Below are 16,557 nucleotides of genomic sequence, written 5' to 3'. Positions count from 1 at the left end.
GCGCGGGGCCGTGCCTTTGCAAGGCAAGGCCCCGCGGCGCTTCAGGCCAGCCTTATTGCCGGCGCCGGATCAGCGTGGCCGCCAGCATCAGCGTCAGGCTGACGGTCACGGCCACCGCGGCCATGGCCATGCCTTCCCCCACGGACCCTTGCTCGAACTGGCGCCAGACGAAGATCGACACCGTCTGCACGCCGGCCGGCGCCAGCAGTAGCGAGGTGACCAATTCGCGCGAGGCCACGGCAAACACCATCAGCATCGACGCGGCCAGGCCCGGCAGCACCAGCGGCAGCACGATGCGGCGCAGCGCCGCCGCCGCGCTGGCGCCGTGCACCCGCGCGGCCGCTTCGAGGTTGGCGCCGATCTGCGACAGCGCCGCGCCGACGTAGCGCACGGGGTAGGGCAGCAGCAGGCAGGTGTACGACAGCAGCAGGATGCCCCAGGTGCCGTAGGGCGACGCGGGCCAGAACGGCTGGTTCCAGGCCAGGATCAGCCCCACGCCCACCACCACGCCGGGCAGGGCGGCGGGCAGCAGCGCCAGCGCGTCGATGACGGCGGCGCCCGGCACGTGCCGGCCCGCCACGCACCAGGCCGCGAGCAGGCCCACGGCGCCGGCCGCCAGCGCCGTGCCGCTGGCCAGGAAGAGGCTGGTGGACAACGCCTGCCAGGCTTCGCCGCCGCTCTGGAACAAGGCCGCGAAATGGGCCAGGGTCAGGTTGGCCGGCGACAGGCCCGCCGAGACGTGGCGCGTCAAGGCGGCCGCCAGCATCGAGGCCAGCGGCGCCGCGACCGCCACCAGCGCGACGGCGACAAACAGGGCCAGCACCGGCCAGCGCCAGGGGCCGAGTGGGCCGCGCGCCAGCGGGGCGGGCTTGCCGGTGGTGGTTTCGAAGCCGCGTCCGGCCACCAGCGCGCGCTGCACTGCGTAGGCGGTCAACGCCAACGCTACCAGCACCATGGACAGCAGCGCGGCGCCGGGCAGGTCGATGGGCCAGTCCGCCAGTCGCCGCTCGATGGCGGTGGTCATGACGCTGACGCCGGCCTGCGCGCCCAGCGCGGCGGGCACGCCGTATTCCTCGATGGCCAGGGTGAAGGCGAGCAGCAGGCTGGCCGCGATGGCCGGCAGCGCCAGCGGCAGGGTGACGCGCACGAAGGCGCGCCAGGGCCCGGCGCCGAACACGCGCGCCACGTCCGCCAGCCTCGCGCCGGTGGCGGCCATGCTGCGCGACACGGCGAAATACACCACCGGAAAGATCGCCAGCCCCATCGCCAGCGTCACGCCCGCCGGGGAAAACAGCAGCGGGCCCAGGTGGAAGCCGGCCAGCTGTTCCAGGTAGCCGCGCGGTTGCAGCGCCATGGTCCAGGACAGCGCGGCGATGTAGGGCGGCAGCAAAAAGGGCACCAGGAACAGCAGGTCCCACAGCCGCGCCAGCGGCACCTGGAACAGACCGCGCAGGGCGCCCAGCGGAATGCCGATCACGGCGCTGACGGCCGCCACGCCCAGGCCCAGCTTGAGGGTGCCGCCGATCAAGGTCAGTGCGGCCGGCGTGGCCAGGGTGGCCGCCCAGGCGCCGAAGGGGTTGCGCAGCGACCCGTCGGCCAGGTGCGGAAAGATGGCCTGCAATGCGACGAAGGCCATCGGCAGGGCGACGAGCACGCCCAGGGCGGCCAGGGTGATGGCCGCCAGGATGAAGACGCTTTTCATGGTGGGGGTGGGGATGCCGGGCGGGCCGGCATCCCGGTCGGTCAGTGTTGGCCGAACAGGCGGGCGAACCGGGCCAGCACCTCGGCGCGGTGGGCGCCGGGCGCGGTCTCGGGCAGCAGCGCCAGGTCCTTGAACAGGGGCCGCTTGCCGGCCACGTCCTGGCGCGCCGGCATCAGCCAGGCGTCGGCGACGGCGCGCTGGCCGTCTTCGGACAGCACATAGTCGATGAACTTGCGGGCGTCGTCGGGCGCCTTGGTGGTCTTCAGGATCATCATCGGACGCGGCGCGATGGCGGTGCCGCTGGACGGGAAGATGACCTTGATGGATTCGCCCTTTTCGACGCTGGCGTACGACACGTAGTCGACCGCGCCGAACACCGCCGCCTTGGCGCCTTGCAGCACCGGCGTCAGCGCCTGGGCGTTGGGGCCCGAGATCGTCATGCCGTTGTCGCGCAGCGTTTCAAAGAGCTTCCAGGCGGCTTCGCCCTGGGCGCTTTGCAGGCCCAGCAGCAGGTCCAGCGAGGCGCCGGACAGCGCCGGGTCGGGCGTGGTGACGGCCTGCTTGAACTGCGGGCCGGTCAGGTCGGACCAGTCGCGCGGTTCGGGCGTGCCGCTGCGCGAATTCCAGACGATGCCCAGTGCGGAAATGCCCTGCGCGACGTAGGTCGGGGTCTTGAAGCGCGCCGGCACCTGGGCCGCATTGGGGCTGTCATAGGCGAGCAGCCAGCCGCGCTGGTCCAGGTCTTGCGCGGTGTCCCACGAGGCCGAGATCAGTACGTCGGCGCGCGGATTGGCGGCCTCGGCTTCCAGGCGGGCCATCACCTTGCCGGTGGTGGCCTGGAACACGTCGACCTTGATGCCGGTCTTTGCCTGGAAGCCCGCGGCCAATTGCTTGATCAGGCCGCCGGGGCCCGCAGTGTAAACGGTAAGCGCCTTGGCCTGGCCCGAGGCCAATCCGAACGAAAGCGTCATAAAGAACGTGGCGAGGAGTTTTGAAAGGGGTGCGTGGGGCATTTTAGGCAGAGTCCTGGGGTTTGGACATGACAAGGTCGGCGATGCGGCCGTGCGCCATGCGGGCGATCGTGTGCGCCAGGGCATGGGCTTCCTCGTGGTCATGGGTGACATAGACGGCGGTGGTGCCGAGCCGGCGCAGCAGTGCGCCGATCTCGACGCAAAGCGATTCGCGCAGGGCCCGGTCCAGGTTGGACAGCGGTTCGTCGAACAGCAGCACGCGCGGCCGCGCCACGATGGCGCGGGCCAGCGCCACGCGCTGCTGCTGGCCGCCGGACAGGTCCGACGGGCGGCGCGTGGCGTGCTGGTCCAGGCCGACCAGGGCCAGGGCTTGCTGCACCCGGGCGGGCCGCTCGCGCCGCGGCACCCCGCGCATTTCCAGCGGAAAGGCGACGTTCTGCGCCACGCTCAGGTGCGGCCACAGGGCGTAGTCCTGGAACACCATGCCCAGGCCGCGGCGTTCCGGCGGCTCGTGGCGCCGCGCGTCGCAGACGGTGGCGCCGCCGAAGTCGATGCGGCCGGACTGCGGTCGCAGCAAGCCCGCCAGGGCCTTGAGCAGGGTGCTCTTGCCGCAGCCCGACGGGCCGAGCAGCGCCAGGACGGTGCCCGCGGGCACGTCCAGGTCGACGCCGTCCAGCACGGTGTGGCCGTTGAAGGCGTGCCGCAGGCCGCGCACGGCAATCGCCGTGCCGCCCGCGGTGGGATCAAGCGCGCTCAAAACCGGTGCCGCAGGCCGAGGTTCAGGCCGAACTGGTTCTTGCCCGGCTCGACGTTGGCGCCGTACTTGCCGCCGATGACGCTCTGCGACGACTTGTCGTCGTTGACCGCGTAGGCCGCCACCGCATACACCGTGGTGCGCTTGGACAGGTCGTATTCGTTGCCCAGCACGAACATGGTCGACTTCTGGCCGGTGCCCGCGGCTTGCGCGGCGGGGCAGACGGCGTTGTTCATGTCGTCGCACACGGCATCGTCCAGGTGGTACACGGTGAACGACAGTCGGTTGTTCTGCACCGGCAGGTAGGTGAAACCCAGCCAGGTCAGGTTGTTCTTGTAGTTGCGCTGCGTCAGCTTCTGTTCCAGCCAGCGGTAGCCGCCGTACAGCTTGAAGCCGTCGAAGTCGTACGACACGCCGGCCACGATGCGGTCTTCGCGGTTGTCGCTGTTGGCGCCCTTGGCCGGCTTGTCGGCGTTCTTGGCGTGGTACAGCAGGCCGGCGTCCAGGCCGCCGGACTGATAGCGCACGCCGCCGCCGATCATGCGGCCCAGCGTCTTGTCGTCGAACGATTGTTCGTTGTTCCAGCCGAAGCTGTAGTAGCCGCCGACCGAAACGGGGCCGAACTTGCCGACGTACATGACGGCGTTGTCGGTGCGGTCGGAGAATGCCGCGTCAGGGCGCTTGATCGAGAAGTTGGCGTTGTCGAACGGGTTGTACTTGCTCATCCATTCGATCATCAGCGTGTTGTGGCGGCCCAGCGTCAGGCGGCCCCAGTCCTTGCTGGCCAGGCCCACGTAGGCCTGGCGGCCGAACAGGCGCCCGCCCTGCATGGTGGTGCCGTTGTCGGAATCAAAGCCGTTTTCCAGCACGAACACGGTGGACAGGCCATCGCCCAGGTCTTCGGTGCCGCGCAGGCCCCAGCGCGAACCGCTGAGATTGCCCGTGGCCAGGCCGGTCTTGCTGTTGCCGCCCGGACCGTTGTTGACGTATTGCAGGCCGGTGTCGATCAGGCCGTACAGCTGGACCGAGGGGGCGGTGGCCGCCGCCGAGAGGGCGGGGCAGAGGGCGAAGACGGACAGGCAGGCGCCAGCCGCCGCAATGCGGAGCGTCGATTTCATAACAGGAAGTCCTCTTTGGGATTCAATCGGAATCGACACTCTATTTTTCGGTCGCTACAGCTTCATGACACCTCTGGCGGCTGTGGTTTTCTGGCGCAAGGAGGCACGCCGCGGCAAGCGCTACAGATGCAGCTTGGTCGACGACTTCACTTCGTGCATCGACAGCGTGCTGAGCAGTTCCTTCACGCCGGGCAGCGTGCGCAGGCGGTTGCGCACGAATTCGGAATAGGCGTCGAAGTCGCGCGCCACGATGTGCAGCAGGTAGTCGTGCTGGCCGGTGGTGTTGTGGCAGGCCAGCACTTCGGGCATGGCGGCCACCGAGGCCTCGAAGGCGTGGCAGGTTTTCTCGGTGTGGTTGTCCAGCGAGATGCTGACGAAGGCCACCACCCCCATGCCCAGCGCGCGGCGGTCCAGGATGGCCTGGTAGCCGCGGATGACGCCCGAGGTTTCCAGGCGCTTGAGCCGCTTCCAGCAGGGCGAGGCGGATAGCGACACGCGCTCGGCCAGTTCGGCGTTGGACAGGCGACCATCTTCTTGAAGGATTTTCATGATTTTCCAATCGATCGCGTCAAGTTGATGTAACAAGGCAGTGTCTTTCATGGTTGGTGAGTTATGGGAAACGATGTTTCTCATTATCCGATTTAGACAGCAGAAATGGAAAGAAAATTGTGGCCGGGGCGGCCCATACTCGCTGCATCGCCCGGCGGGCGGCGCTATCGTGTCCGAACGAGCACGTTGCCCGCAGGTAGGCCGCAATTCCCCCAAAGAGAGGCACACCATGAGTTATTCCAGTTATCACAAGAAAGACATCTTCGGCCGTCCGCTGCACGCGGAAACGCAGATGATGTCGTATGGCTTCGACCCCTTCCTGTCCGAAGGGGCGGTCAAGCCGCCGGTGTTCCTCACGTCGACCTTCGCGTTCCGGTCGGCCGAAGACGGCGCCGAGTTCTTCGACCTGGTGTCGGGCCGCAAGCCCTTGCCGCAGGGCGAATCGGCCGGGCTGGTGTACAGCCGCTTCAACCATCCCAACCTGGAAATCGTCGAAGACCGCCTGTCCTTGCTGGACGGCTCGGAAGACGCCGCGGTCACGTCCAGCGGCATGTCGGCGATCAGCGCGGTGTTCCTGGCATTCCTGCGGCCGGGCGATCAGCTGGTGCAGTCCGTGCCGCTGTATGGTGGCACCGAAACGCTGATCGCCAAGATCTTTCCGGAATGGGGCATCGGCTCGCATCCGATCCATGACGGCCTGTCGGCGCAAAGCATGCGCGACGCCCTGGAAGCCGCCGCGGCCAAGGGCCCGGTGCGCCTGTTCTATGTGGAAACGCCGGCCAACCCGACCAACGCGCTGATCGACTTCCAGGCCATGACGGCCGAGCTGGACGCGTTTGCGTCGCGCCACGGCTACCGCCCGATCTCGGTGTGCGACAACACGCTGCTGGGACCCATCTTCCAGAAGCCGGCCGAGCAGGGCGTGGACCTGTGCGTGTATTCGCTGACCAAATACGTCGGCGGCCACAGCGACCTGGTGGCCGGCGCGGTCACTGGCACGAAAGAGCTGATCAAGAAAGTGCGCGCCATCCGCAGCGCCTTCGGGTCGCAACTGGACCCGCATTCGTGCTGGATGATCACGCGCTCGATGGAAACCGTGGTGCTGCGTATGAAGCAGGCCGCGCGCAGCGCGACCAAGGTGGCGCAGTGGCTGGCGGGCAATCCGCATGAAAAGGTGCAGATCTTCCATCCGGAAATGATCGCGGACGACGCCTACCAGGCCGTCTACAAGCGCCAGTGCAGCGGCCCGGGGTCGACCTTTGCGTTCGTGCTGGACGGCGGGCGGCCCAAGGCGTTTCGCTTCATCAACGCGCTGCGCCTGTTCAAGTCGGCGGTCAGCCTGGGCGGCACCGAGTCGTTGGTGTGCCATCCCGCGTCCACCACGCATTCGGGCGTGCCGGCCGCCGAGCGCGACGCGGCCGGCGTGTCCGAAGGCCTGATCCGCATTTCGATCGGCCTGGAGCACGAAGAAGACCTGATCGCCGATATGGACCAGGCCTTTCGCACTGCGGTCATGAAATAGCTGCCCGCCCGCGCGGCGGCGTCGGGCGCAGGATCAGCCCGCCGTCGCCCCGCGTGACCGGGCGCCGCCGCGCAGCCGGTTCAGCAACACCAGGATGGCGGTGCCCAGCAGCATCACCGTGGCCGTGGCGATGACCACGGCGTAGCCCGCATCGAAAGCCGTGCGGGCCAGGTGCGCCAGCGAGGCGCCCAGGTCGGCCGACAGGCCCTCGGCCACGATCAGGGCTTCGTCCAGGCTGTCGCGCGCGGCACCCGCGCCCGCCGCCGGCAGCCCCGTGGGCACATCCAGCGTGTGGGCATACACGCCCGACAGGATCGAGCCCATCAGCGTCACGCCCAGCGCGCCGCCCAGTTCGTACGACACTTCTTCGATGGACGCAGCCATGCCGGCGCGTTCCGGCGTGGCGCTTTGCATGATGGTGCTGGATGCGGCCGTCATGGTGGCGCCGATGCCCACGCCCAGCACGCACAGGCTGGTCATCTGCGCGGCCAGGGCGCCATCGAAGCTGAACAGGTAGCCGGCCATGCCCAGGCCCGACACGAGCAACGACACGAACAGCAGCCTCGCGCCGCTCACGCGCGACAGCAGCCAGCCCGCCAGCGGTCCGGCAATGAAGGCAGCCAGCGGCAAAGGCAGGATGTACAGCGCCGCGTCGATCGGCGACATGCCCAGCACCAGCTGCAGGCGCTGGCTGAAGACCAGTTCCATGCCCAGCAGGGCGGCCGCGGCGAACAGCGCCGACGCCACCGCCGAGCTGAAGCTGGGGTTGCGGAAGATGGCGAAGTCGATCAGCGGATAGGGCCGCGCGCGCTGGCGCCGCACGAAGACGGCCAGCATCGCGGCGCCGCCCGCGCAGGCCAGCCCGGCATGCAGCCAGGACGGCTGGGCGCGGCCCAGTTCCTTCAGGGCGTACGCCGTCAGGATCAGGCCCGCCATGACCTGCAGCGAACCGGTCAGGTCCCACGGGCGCTGGCGGTCGGGGCGGCTGGCCGGAATGTAGCGGCGCGCCAGCGGCAGCGCCAGCAGCACGATGGGCAGGTTGATGAGAAACACCGAGCCCCACCAGAAGTGTTCCAGCAGCACGCCGCCGATGACCGGGCCCAGCGCGGCGCCGCCCGAGGCCACCGAGGCCCACACGCCGATGGCGACGGCGCGCTCGCGTTCGTCGGTGAAGGTCAGGCGCAGGATCGACAGCGTGGCCGGCATCATCATGGCCGCGCCGATCGCCAGCACGGCGCGCGCGGCGATCAGGGCGCCCGGGTTGGGCGAATAGGCCGCGGCCAGCGAGGCCGCGCCGAACACCACCAGGCCCATCATGAACAGGCGCTTGTGGCCCAGGCGGTCGCCCAGCGTGCCCATGCCCAGCAGCAGGCCGGAAACCACCAGCGCGTAGATGTTGACGATCCAGAGCTTGGACGAGGCCGTCACGCCGAGTTCGTGCGTGAGCCGGGGCAAGGCGGTATAGAGCACCGTCATGTCCACCACGATCAGCAACAGGGCGCTGGACACGATGGCCAGCACGAGCCAGCGGCCAGGGGCGGCTGGGGCGACAGCGTGGGTAAGGTTGCGCTGCGTCATAGGGATACTCCTGTAAGGCCGCCATTATCTATCTACATAATTTCTATAAAAAGTTTGATTGCATCTATAAAATAGATGGATTGAAAGGGGCCATCATGAACTGGACGTTGGATCAGCTGAGGCATTTCGTGGCGGCGGCCGACGCGGGCTCGTTCTCGGCGGCGGCCCGGCAACTGGGCCGGGCGCAATCGGCCGTCAGCACGTCGCTGGGCCTGCTGGAGGCCGACCTGGGGGTGGAACTGTTCGACCGCTCGCGCCGCAACGCCACGTTGACGCAGGCGGGCCAGGTGCTGCTGCAAGAGGCGCGCGAACTGCTGCGCCAGGCGGCGGGGCTGGAGCAGCGCGCGCTGTCGTTCGCCACCGGGCAGGATGCGCGCCTGTGCGTGGCGCTGGACGAAGCCTTGCCCTACCTGGTGCTGGGCGAACTGGTCAAAGAGGTGTCGGCGCGCTTCCCGGCGCTGGAACTGACCCAGCTGAACGGCACGGCCACCGAAGTGGCCGACTATGTGCAGCAGGGCCGCGCCAGCGTGGCGTTTCATTTCGACCGGGGGGATCCGGGGGCGGCGTTCGCCCATCGCTATCTGGGCGACGTGGGGCAGGGCATCTTCGTGGCGCGCGGGCATGCGCTGGCCGCGCTGCGCGACGTCACGCGCAACGACCTGGCGCGGCATCGCCAGCTGGTGATGCAGATGGACGGCGTACAGGACGTGGTGATGAGCCCATCAGCCTGGCGTTCGGACAGCTTCTACAGCATTGCGGCGATGGCGGCCGACGGCCTGGGCTGGGCGATCCTGCCGCTGAACATCGCCGAATACGAGGGCTATCGCAACGATCTGGTCGGCGTGCCGTGTGCGGGCCTGTCCCTGCCGCCGCTGTCGGTGCGCACGCTATGGCTGCAGGGCCGCAGCCCCAGCCCGACCGAACAGTGGATACAGGAAAGAATGGGGCAATTGCTGCGCCCGGGGGCGTGATCGTGCCGACGCCGCGAGCCGGCATGCCTGCCGGCCCGCGGCGCCGTCAAACACCGCACGGGACGACGCTCAAGCCTGCTTGCGGTACACCAGCACCGGCGTCGTGGAATGCGCCAGCACCTTCTGCGTCTGGCTGCCCAGCACCACGGCGGCCATGCCGCGGCGGCCGTGCGAGGCCATGGCGATCAGGTCGCAGCGGCGGTCGCGGGCGGCGTCGATGATGGCCTGGTAGGGGTCTTCGTGCGTGGCGCGCAGCGTTTCGCACGGCACGCCGGCTTCGCGCGCCTGCGACGCCGCCGCGCTCAGCAGGCGTTCGGCCTGGGCGCGGATCTGGTCCTGGTATTCGTTCAGGTTGTGGGCCACCTGGGCCGCGCCCATGGCAAACACATGAAAGGGCTCTTCGACGGTCAGGATGGTGACCTGGGCCCCCAGCGCGCGGGCCAGGTCAAGGGCTTTGACGACGCCTTCCGTGGACAGCGGCGAGCCGTCCGTGGGGATGAGGATGTGCTTGTACATGATGTCTCCCGTGCTTGTGCCGCGGCCCCCGCGAATGGCGGCCGTCTACGTACCACTGTATCGGGCGGCCATGTGGCACAAGTTGAGCGGGATCAAACTCGCTGCACGTCAGCTGAGCAGGGCGGTCACCAGGTCGCCGCCGGCGCGGTCGTCTTCGTTGAAGTCCAGGGCGGTCTGCACGTGTTCCAGGTGCTCGTCCATCAGCGCGCAGGCGCGTTCGGCGTCGCCGGCGCGCGCGGCCTCGATGAAGGCATGGTGTTCGCGCGACGAGCAACTGGCGTCGTGCGAGCTTTGATACAGCACGGTAATGACGGCGCTGCGCGCCGACAGTTCGCGCAGCATGCCCGTCAGCACCGAATTGCCCACCGTCTCGGCCAGCAGGATATGGAAGTCGCCCAGCAGGCGGTTGCGTGCCTGCACGTCGCCGCTTTCCACCGCGGCGCGTTCCTCGGCCAGGTGGGCGTCAATGCGGCGGTAGTCGGCGGCGGTGGCCCGCGCCACGAATTCGCGCGCCAGCGCCGCTTCGAGGATGCGGCGCACGGCGTAGACCTCGCGCGCCTCGTTGGCGTCGGGCTTGCTGACGAAGGCGCCCTTGTCGGGCACGATGTTGATCAGCTTGTCCTTGGACAGCATCAGGAGCGCCGCGCGGATCTTGGTGCGGCTGACCTTGTAGACCCGCGCCAGGGCCTCTTCGCGCAGACGGGTGCCCGGGGGCAGGCGGTGGGCCACGATGGCGGCGGCGATGGCGCGGGCGATATCGTCGGCACTGGGGTCGGGAAGGGCTTGCTCGGTCATTGGGCGCGGCAACAATGGCCGACAGGGGAGAACGCAGGGCAGTCAGTCTAGCAAAAACGCGTACAGGAAAGGCAACATTTATTGCATACCAAACCTGTGCGCGAATGCGGTGGCGGCGCCTTGGCCCCGCTGGCGCCCCGGCGCTGGCGTGCGCTGGCCAGGAACGGCCGGGCCCGCGGCGCCAGGACACCGCGCCTGCTGACCGCGTGTGGCGGCCGCCCGTCAGTCCTGCCTGAACGCCGCCGGCGTATAGCGGCTCAACGCGTCCAGCAGCCGCGTCCAGGCCTGCACGCCTTCGCGGATCGAACCCAGCCGGAAGAACTCATTGGGGGCATGCACGTCCTCGTCCGGCAGGTTGAAGCCGAACATCAGCGTGTCGATGCCCAGCGTTTCCTTGAACACCGACGTGATCGGCACGCTGGCGCCCAGCCGCACGTGGATCGGTTCCTGGCCGGCGCTGGCCCGCAGCACGTCGCTGGCCGCGCGTACCAGCGGATGCCGGGGCGCCAGGGTCGAGGCGGGCGAACCGTCGGTCAGGGCGGTCACGTCCAGCGCGCAGCCGGGCGGGCAGGCGGCTTGCAGGTGGGCCAGCACGGCGCGGATGACCCGGGCGGGGTCCTGGCCCTGCACCACGCGCACCGTCAGCTTGGCCGCGGCCTCGCACGGGATGATGGTCTTGGTGCCCGCGCCGGTGTAGCCGCCCCACATGCCGTTCACGTCCAGCGCCGGGCGCAGCGTGATGCGTTCGCGCGGGCTGTAGCCAGGCTCGCCGTGGCTGGCTGCGCCCACGTCGGTGAAGAAGGCGGCTTCGTCGTACGGAAAGGCGGCGGTGTCCTGGCGCTGGCGCGGCGTGGGCGGCGTGGCGTCGTCATCAAAGCCGGCCACCGCCACGCGGCCGTCCGCCGCGTGCAGCGTGGCCAGCAGCGCCGCCATTTCGTGCAGCGCATTGCGCACGCCACCGCCGTAACGGCCCGAATGCAGGTCCTTGCCGGCCGTGCGCAGGCGGATTTCCAGCGCCGCGTGGCCGCGCGCGCCGGTATTGATGGTGGGCACCTGCGCGCTGGCGCGGCCGCCGTCGGCCGACAGCACCGCGTCGGCGGCCAGCAGCGGCCCGTGGCGCTGGATCAGGGTGCGCAAGGTGGGGCTGCCGGTTTCTTCCTCGCCTTCGATGAAGAGCTTGATGTTGACCGGGCAGCTGCGCAGCGTGGCCAGGTAGGCGAACACCACTTCCAGCGCGACCGTGGTCGACCCTTTGACGTCGGACGTGCCGCGGGCATACAGCCGGCCGTCGATCTCGGTGGGTTCGAAAGGCGGCGTGCGCCACAGATCCAGCGGATCGGCCGGCTGCACGTCGTAATGGCCATAGATCAGCAGCGTGGGCTTGCCGGGCGCGCCCAGCCATTCGCCGTAGACGGCCGGCTCGCCGCCGCCGTCCAGCAACTGCACGTTGGCCAGGCCTTCGCGGCGCAGCCGTTCGCACAGGAACTCACGCGCTTGCGCCATGCTTGGCGCAAAGGCCGGATCGGCACTGACGCTGGGAATGCGCAGGAAGGCCTTGAGCCAATGCTCGATCAGCGGCTGGCGTGCTGCAAGATGCGCCAGCACGGGCTGGATCAGGGTGTCGGACATGCGGAACTCCATGGATCGGAATGCAGGCCCCCGCGGCGGCCGCGCGGGGCGAGAAAGAGGAAGCGCCGGGCGCTCAGTCCGCCGTGAAACCGCTGGCGCGCACCAGTTCGGTCAGGGCGGCGGTCTGTTCGGCATAGAAGGCGGCGCTGTCGGCCAGGGTCTGCGGATCGAACAGGATCTTGCCCTGGGCCAGCAGCGTTTTGCGCGCCGCGGGATCGGCCAGGGATGCCTCGACGGCGGCATGCAGCTTCTGCACCACCGCGTCGGGCGTGCCCTGCTTGACCAGGTAGGCGGTCCAGATGGCGTAGTTGAAGTCTTTCAGGCTGGCGCTTTCCTGCACGCTGGGCACGTCGGGCAGCGCCGCCAGGCGTTCGCGGTTGAGCGTGCCGATGATCCTGAGCCGACCCTCGCGCCGCAGGTCGTCATAGTTGGCCTGGTACGGCATGATGGCAAAGTCGATCTGGCCGCCGGCCATGTCGGTGATCAGCGGCGCACCGCCGCGGTACGGAATGTGCGTCAACGGGACACCGGCGCGGCGCGACAGCGCTTCGGTGATCAGGTGGATCATCGACCCGGCACCGCCCGATCCGTACGTCAGCGGCACGCTGCGCGCGCGCGCCATGGCCACCAGTTCGTCGACATTGGCCGCGCCCAGGTCGGCGCGGGTCACCACCACATACGGCGAGGTCGCCACCGGCGCGATCATGCGGAACGCTTCCGGCTTGTACCTGACCGACTTATTGGTCAGCCCGGCCAGGATCAGTTCGTTGGGCGAGCCCTGGAACAGGTAATAGCCGTCGGCCCCTGCGCCCAGCACGCGGTTGGCACCCAGCGCGCCGTTGGCCCCGCCCAGGTTTTCCACGATGACCTGGCCGCCCAGCGCCTGCGCCATCGGGCCTTGCAGCGCGCGGGCGGTGATGTCGCTGGCCGCGCCGGCCGGGTAGGGCACCATCAGCGAGACGGGGCGGGCGGGGTAATCGTCGGCCCGGGCAATGCCCGCGCCCAGCGCGGCCACGATGGCTACAGCGGAAAACAGCAGCTTTTTCATGAAGGTCCCTTGGTGTGTCGTCGTGTTTTCCAGAATGCTAGAAGCGGTGATTTCATCTGTCCAATCGATTGATTGGCTGATTACAATGCGTTTTATGCATGGTTTTGTGCCCACCTGACGAGGCGATCCACTCATGAACCTGTCGCAACTGGCCCACCTGGTGGCGCTGCTGGAAACCGGCTCCTTCACCCGGGCGGCCGAAGCGCTGCACCTGTCGCAGCCGGCGTTCAGCCGCAGCATTCAGTTGCTGGAAGCCGAATTGGGCGCGCCGCTGGTCGATCGCATCGGCAAGCGCAACGAGGCCACGCCGCTGGGCCGCCAGGTGGCGCAGCGCGCCCGTCGCGTGCTGGCCGAAGTGCACGAAATCCGCCGCGAAGCCGAGATGCTGGCGCAGGGCCAGACCGGCTCGGTGGCGTTGGGTCTGGGCGCCGCGCCCAGCGCCTTGCTCAGCGTGCCGCTGATGCGCCGCATGCTGCACGGCCACCCCGCGCTGCGCGTCAAGCTGTCGCGCGGGCCCACCGATTCGCTGCTGGTCAGCCTGCGCGAACGCACGCTGGATGCGCTGGTGGTGCATGTGCGCACGCTGGACAACGACGCCGACCTGGACGTGGCGCCGATGCCGGCGCTGGCCTCGGGCTTTGTCTGCCGGCCCGGCCACCCGCTGTTGCAAGGCCCGCGGCCGTCGCTGCCGCAGGTGCTGGCGTATCCGGTCATGTCCACCGGCCTGTCGCCCGAGATCGCCCGGCGCGTCGCCGCGGCCAGGCCAGAGGGTTTTGCGCTGCACCGGGAAAGCGAAGACATTGCCTGCCTGCTGGATATCGCCGCGCAGTCGGACGCCGTGTTCCTGGGCGTGCTGGCGTCGGCGGCCTCGCTCGTGGCAGCGGGTGTGCTGGCGCGCGTGCCGCCGCCGGCCGATTTCGACATCGCCGCACACTTCGCCTTCGGCACGCTGCGCGGCCGCAGCGAAAGCCCCGCCACCCGCATCGCGCGCGACATCTGTTTCGACCAGATCGGCCAGGCGGCGCAGGGATTGCCTGCGGCCTGATGCCGCGGCGCCGCGATTGCTGTCGAGCGCTACACAATCGCCCTGACAGACATGATGAATCGCGGGGCGGTCTTGGCGTATCCTGCTGGGGTCTGCTGGCGTCTTGCGCGCGGATGTCCGGGCTGACATCCGCACGGCTTGACGCCGACGTCCGCACTGACTTCCGGGCTGTCCATCGGCCTGCCTTCATCCCTGCTTTTCGGAAACCCCTCCATGGCCATCGATCTTGCCGCTGCGCTGCAGCGCTTTCCCCGTTACGCCTTGCTTGACGGCCCCACGCCGATCCAGCGCCTGGCCCGCCTGGAAGCGGCCCTGGGCACGGCGGCCAATGGCGTGCGCCTGTACGTCAAGCGCGACGATCACATGTCGCTGGGCGGTGGCGGCAACAAGCTGCGCAAGCTGGAATTCCTGCTGGGCGAGGCGCGCGGCATGGGCGCCGACACGGTCGTGACCGTGGGCGGCCTGCAATCGAACCACGCGCGCCTGACGGCGGCGGCAGCCGCCCGCGCCGGCCTGGCCTGCGAGCTGGTGCTGGGCCGCGTCGTGCCGCGCAGCGATGCCGACTACGAAGAAAACGGCAACATGCTGCTGAATCGCCTGCTGGGCGCGGTGGTGCATGACCTGCCGGCCGGCGCCGATGCCATGGCCGCGGCGCTGGAACGCGTGCGCACGCTGGAACTGGCCGGCCGCCGCGTCTACCTGGCGCCGCTGGGCGGGTCCACGCCCACGGGCGCGCTGGGCTACGCGGCCTGCGCGCTGGAAATCCTGGCGCAGTCGCGCGAATCCGGCGTGGAATTCACCCGCGTGGTGGTGGCCAACGGCAGCGCCGGCACGCACGCCGGGCTGGCCGCGGGCATGATCGCGGCGGGCAAGCCGGCGGCGACGGTGCAATCGTTCTCCACGCTGGCCGAGCAGGCGGTCGCCCACGCCAAGACGCTGGATCTTACGGCCGCCACGCTGGCGCTGCTGCAGGCCGGGCCGGATGCAGAGCAGGCCGCGCCAGAAGCCCTGGCACCGGCCGACATCGTGGTGAACGGCAGCCAGCGCGGCCCGGGCTACGGCGTGCCCACCCCGGCCATGGTCGAGGCGGTGGAATTGCTGGCCCGCAGCGAAGGGCTGTTGCTGGACCCGGTGTATTCCGGCAAGGCCTTCGCGGGCCTGTTGGCCGACGTGCGCGCCGGCCACCATGCGCCGGATGCCGCCGTGCTGTTCGTGATGACGGGCGGCGCCCCGGGCCTGTACGCGTACAAGAGCGCCTTCTGAAAAGCACAGGCGGGGCCAGGCTGCGCGCCAAGCCCCGCCTTGACCCCTGGCCTTTGACTCCCGCGCACGCCGGGCCGAAGCCGCCCGGCGCGCGGCGGCGTCAATCCTTCGCCATCAGCCCCAGGTACTCGATCAGGCCCTTTTCCTTCGTGTAGGTGGCCTGCGCCCACGCCTTGTAGTCGGCGCTGTCGCGGTAGACGGGTTCCTGGTTCAGCTGCTTCATCACGTCCAGGCTGGCCGGATCGAGCAAGGCCTTCTTGAAGGCATCGTGCAGCACCTTGACCACCGCCGGGTCCATGCCCTTGGGGCCGGCCAGGCCGTACGGCGACGTGGAACTGACCTTGTAGCCCAGTTCCAGCGCGGTCGGCACGTCGGGCCAGCGGGTGGTGCGCTTTTCGCCGAAGGTGACCAGCAGGCGCATCTTGCCCGAGTCCACGAACTGGTCCCAGCCGGTGCCGTCGCTTTGCGCCATGACGTGGCCGCCCAGCAGCGCCTGCTGCATGTCGGCGTTGCCCTTGTAGGGCACGTGGTTCAGCTTGACCTTGGCATTGAGGGCGACTTCTTCCATCAGCAGGTGCGGCGACGACCCCACGCCGGTCGAGCCGTAATCGACGCTGCCCGGGTTCTTGCGCGCGGCCTCGATGTATTCGTTGAAGGTCTTGAACGGCGAATCGGCGCGCACCGTGACGCCAAAGGTATAGCCCGACAGCCCGATGATGAAGGTGAAGTCGTTGATCGGGTCCCAGGTGGTCTTCTGCATGTAGGGCATGCGCAGCATGGCCAGGGTGTATAGCGCGACCGTGTAGCCATCGGGCTTGGCGGTGCGCGACATGGTGGCCGGGCCCAGCGTGCCGCCGGCGCCGGGGCGGTTTTCGATGATGACCGTCTGGCCCAGGTACCTGGACGCGTCCTGCGCCACGATGCGCAGGTGGCGGTCGGTGGACCCGCCGGCCGGGAACGGCACGATCACGGTGATGGGCTTGGTGGGAAAGGCGCTTTGCGCCGACGCGGCGGGGGCCAGTGCGATGCCGGCCAGCGCCAGCAGGGCAGCCAGGCAGGTGCGGCGCAGGGGGGGGTGGACCATGATGGGGTTGTC

Annotated in this window: 15 protein-coding genes; 4 read left to right on the top strand and 11 right to left on the bottom strand. The window is 69.1% G+C overall.

Annotated features, from left to right (window positions below; translation table 11 throughout):
* Nucleotides 1-52 precede the first annotated feature (52 nt).
* From ACUDP5_RS16775 to ACUDP5_RS16755, 5 genes are all read right to left on the bottom strand, one after another.
* Nucleotides 53-1,702 (bottom strand): ABC transporter permease, encoded by a 1,650-nt coding sequence (locus ACUDP5_RS16775; RefSeq protein WP_445656642.1) that lies wholly within the window; start codon nt 1,700-1,702, stop codon nt 53-55.
* A gap of 41 nt (nt 1,703-1,743) precedes the next feature.
* Nucleotides 1,744-2,673, bottom strand: a complete 930-nt coding sequence (locus ACUDP5_RS16770) for an ABC transporter substrate-binding protein (RefSeq protein WP_445656641.1) — start codon at nt 2,671-2,673, stop codon at nt 1,744-1,746.
* 43 nt (nt 2,674-2,716) lie between these two features.
* Nucleotides 2,717-3,430, bottom strand: a complete 714-nt coding sequence (locus ACUDP5_RS16765; protein ID WP_445656640.1) for an ABC transporter ATP-binding protein — start codon at nt 3,428-3,430, stop codon at nt 2,717-2,719.
* Nucleotides 3,427-4,545: a porin gene (locus ACUDP5_RS16760; RefSeq protein WP_263914479.1), complete on the bottom strand. Its 1,119-nt coding sequence runs from the start codon at nt 4,543-4,545 to the stop codon at nt 3,427-3,429. The genes ACUDP5_RS16765 and ACUDP5_RS16760 overlap by 4 nt, the downstream gene beginning before the upstream one ends.
* Nucleotides 4,546-4,665: 120 nt before the next feature.
* Nucleotides 4,666-5,094: an Lrp/AsnC family transcriptional regulator gene (locus ACUDP5_RS16755; RefSeq protein WP_445656639.1), complete on the bottom strand. Its 429-nt coding sequence runs from the start codon at nt 5,092-5,094 to the stop codon at nt 4,666-4,668.
* Nucleotides 5,095-5,323: 229 nt separating this feature from the next.
* On the opposite strand from ACUDP5_RS16755, the gene ACUDP5_RS16750 reads away from it, so the two are divergent.
* Complete coding sequence (locus tag ACUDP5_RS16750) at nt 5,324-6,616, top strand: cystathionine gamma-synthase family protein (RefSeq protein WP_445656638.1); 1,293 nt, start codon at nt 5,324-5,326, stop codon at nt 6,614-6,616.
* A gap of 33 nt (nt 6,617-6,649) precedes the next feature.
* Here the strand turns inward: ACUDP5_RS16750 and ACUDP5_RS16745 are convergent, their stop codons facing one another.
* Nucleotides 6,650-8,194 (bottom strand): MFS transporter, encoded by a 1,545-nt coding sequence (locus ACUDP5_RS16745; protein ID WP_263914482.1) that lies wholly within the window; start codon nt 8,192-8,194, stop codon nt 6,650-6,652.
* A 95-nt stretch (nt 8,195-8,289) separates the two neighbouring features.
* Here ACUDP5_RS16745 and ACUDP5_RS16740 point away from each other — a divergent pair, with 95 nt between their 5' ends.
* Nucleotides 8,290-9,165 (top strand): LysR family transcriptional regulator, encoded by an 876-nt coding sequence (locus tag ACUDP5_RS16740; protein WP_263914484.1) that lies wholly within the window; start codon nt 8,290-8,292, stop codon nt 9,163-9,165.
* 69 nt (nt 9,166-9,234) lie between these two features.
* Here ACUDP5_RS16740 and ACUDP5_RS16735 read toward each other — a convergent pair whose 3' ends face one another.
* The 4 genes from ACUDP5_RS16735 to ACUDP5_RS16720 form a co-directional block, all read right to left on the bottom strand.
* Nucleotides 9,235-9,681: a universal stress protein gene (locus tag ACUDP5_RS16735; protein WP_263914485.1), complete on the bottom strand. Its 447-nt coding sequence runs from the start codon at nt 9,679-9,681 to the stop codon at nt 9,235-9,237.
* A gap of 108 nt (nt 9,682-9,789) precedes the next feature.
* Nucleotides 9,790-10,476: a GntR family transcriptional regulator gene (locus tag ACUDP5_RS16730; protein ID WP_263914486.1), complete on the bottom strand. Its 687-nt coding sequence runs from the start codon at nt 10,474-10,476 to the stop codon at nt 9,790-9,792.
* 222 nt (nt 10,477-10,698) lie between these two features.
* Nucleotides 10,699-12,105, bottom strand: coding sequence for a dipeptidase (locus tag ACUDP5_RS16725; RefSeq protein ID WP_445656637.1), 1,407 nt, complete (start codon nt 12,103-12,105; stop codon nt 10,699-10,701).
* A gap of 73 nt (nt 12,106-12,178) precedes the next feature.
* Nucleotides 12,179-13,153: a Bug family tripartite tricarboxylate transporter substrate binding protein gene (locus tag ACUDP5_RS16720; RefSeq protein WP_263914488.1), complete on the bottom strand. Its 975-nt coding sequence runs from the start codon at nt 13,151-13,153 to the stop codon at nt 12,179-12,181.
* A 133-nt stretch (nt 13,154-13,286) separates the two neighbouring features.
* Here ACUDP5_RS16720 and ACUDP5_RS16715 point away from each other — a divergent pair, with 133 nt between their 5' ends.
* Nucleotides 13,287-14,198: a LysR family transcriptional regulator gene (locus ACUDP5_RS16715; RefSeq protein WP_445656636.1), complete on the top strand. Its 912-nt coding sequence runs from the start codon at nt 13,287-13,289 to the stop codon at nt 14,196-14,198.
* A 213-nt stretch (nt 14,199-14,411) separates the two neighbouring features.
* On the top strand, nt 14,412-15,461 hold the full coding sequence (locus tag ACUDP5_RS16710; RefSeq protein ID WP_445656635.1) for a D-cysteine desulfhydrase family protein: 1,050 nt from the start codon (nt 14,412-14,414) through the stop codon (nt 15,459-15,461).
* Nucleotides 15,462-15,561: 100 nt separating this feature from the next.
* Here ACUDP5_RS16710 and ACUDP5_RS16705 read toward each other — a convergent pair whose 3' ends face one another.
* Nucleotides 15,562-16,545, bottom strand: coding sequence for a tripartite tricarboxylate transporter substrate binding protein (locus tag ACUDP5_RS16705; RefSeq protein ID WP_263914491.1), 984 nt, complete (start codon nt 16,543-16,545; stop codon nt 15,562-15,564).
* Nucleotides 16,546-16,557 lie beyond the last annotated feature (12 nt).

The organism is Achromobacter sp. NCFB-sbj8-Ac1-l, assembly GCF_052695805.1.
This window is presented reverse-complemented; position numbering and strand designations above follow the sequence as displayed.

Excerpts from the sequence above, each read along its gene's own strand:
- ACUDP5_RS16775 (WP_445656642.1), bottom strand. The coding sequence starts at position 1,702 with ATGAAAAGCGTCTTCATCCTGGCGGCCATCACCCTGGCCGCCCTGGGC.
- ACUDP5_RS16745 (WP_263914482.1), bottom strand. The coding sequence starts at position 8,194 with ATGACGCAGCGCAACCTTACCCACGCTGTCGCCCCAGCCGCCCCTGGC.
- ACUDP5_RS16755 (WP_445656639.1), bottom strand. The coding sequence starts at position 5,094 with ATGAAAATCCTTCAAGAAGATGGTCGCCTGTCCAACGCCGAACTGGCC.
- ACUDP5_RS16740 (WP_263914484.1), top strand. The coding sequence starts at position 8,290 with ATGAACTGGACGTTGGATCAGCTGAGGCATTTCGTGGCGGCGGCCGAC.
- ACUDP5_RS16730 (WP_263914486.1), bottom strand. The coding sequence starts at position 10,476 with ATGACCGAGCAAGCCCTTCCCGACCCCAGTGCCGACGATATCGCCCGC.
- ACUDP5_RS16705 (WP_263914491.1), bottom strand. The coding sequence starts at position 16,545 with ATGGTCCACCCCCCCCTGCGCCGCACCTGCCTGGCTGCCCTGCTGGCG.
- ACUDP5_RS16710 (WP_445656635.1), top strand. The coding sequence starts at position 14,412 with ATGGCCATCGATCTTGCCGCTGCGCTGCAGCGCTTTCCCCGTTACGCC.
- ACUDP5_RS16725 (WP_445656637.1), bottom strand. The coding sequence starts at position 12,105 with ATGTCCGACACCCTGATCCAGCCCGTGCTGGCGCATCTTGCAGCACGC.
- ACUDP5_RS16770 (WP_445656641.1), bottom strand. The coding sequence starts at position 2,673 with ATGACGCTTTCGTTCGGATTGGCCTCGGGCCAGGCCAAGGCGCTTACC.
- ACUDP5_RS16760 (WP_263914479.1), bottom strand. The coding sequence starts at position 4,545 with ATGAAATCGACGCTCCGCATTGCGGCGGCTGGCGCCTGCCTGTCCGTC.
- ACUDP5_RS16750 (WP_445656638.1), top strand. The coding sequence starts at position 5,324 with ATGAGTTATTCCAGTTATCACAAGAAAGACATCTTCGGCCGTCCGCTG.
- ACUDP5_RS16735 (WP_263914485.1), bottom strand. The coding sequence starts at position 9,681 with ATGTACAAGCACATCCTCATCCCCACGGACGGCTCGCCGCTGTCCACG.
- ACUDP5_RS16720 (WP_263914488.1), bottom strand. The coding sequence starts at position 13,153 with ATGAAAAAGCTGCTGTTTTCCGCTGTAGCCATCGTGGCCGCGCTGGGC.
- ACUDP5_RS16715 (WP_445656636.1), top strand. The coding sequence starts at position 13,287 with ATGAACCTGTCGCAACTGGCCCACCTGGTGGCGCTGCTGGAAACCGGC.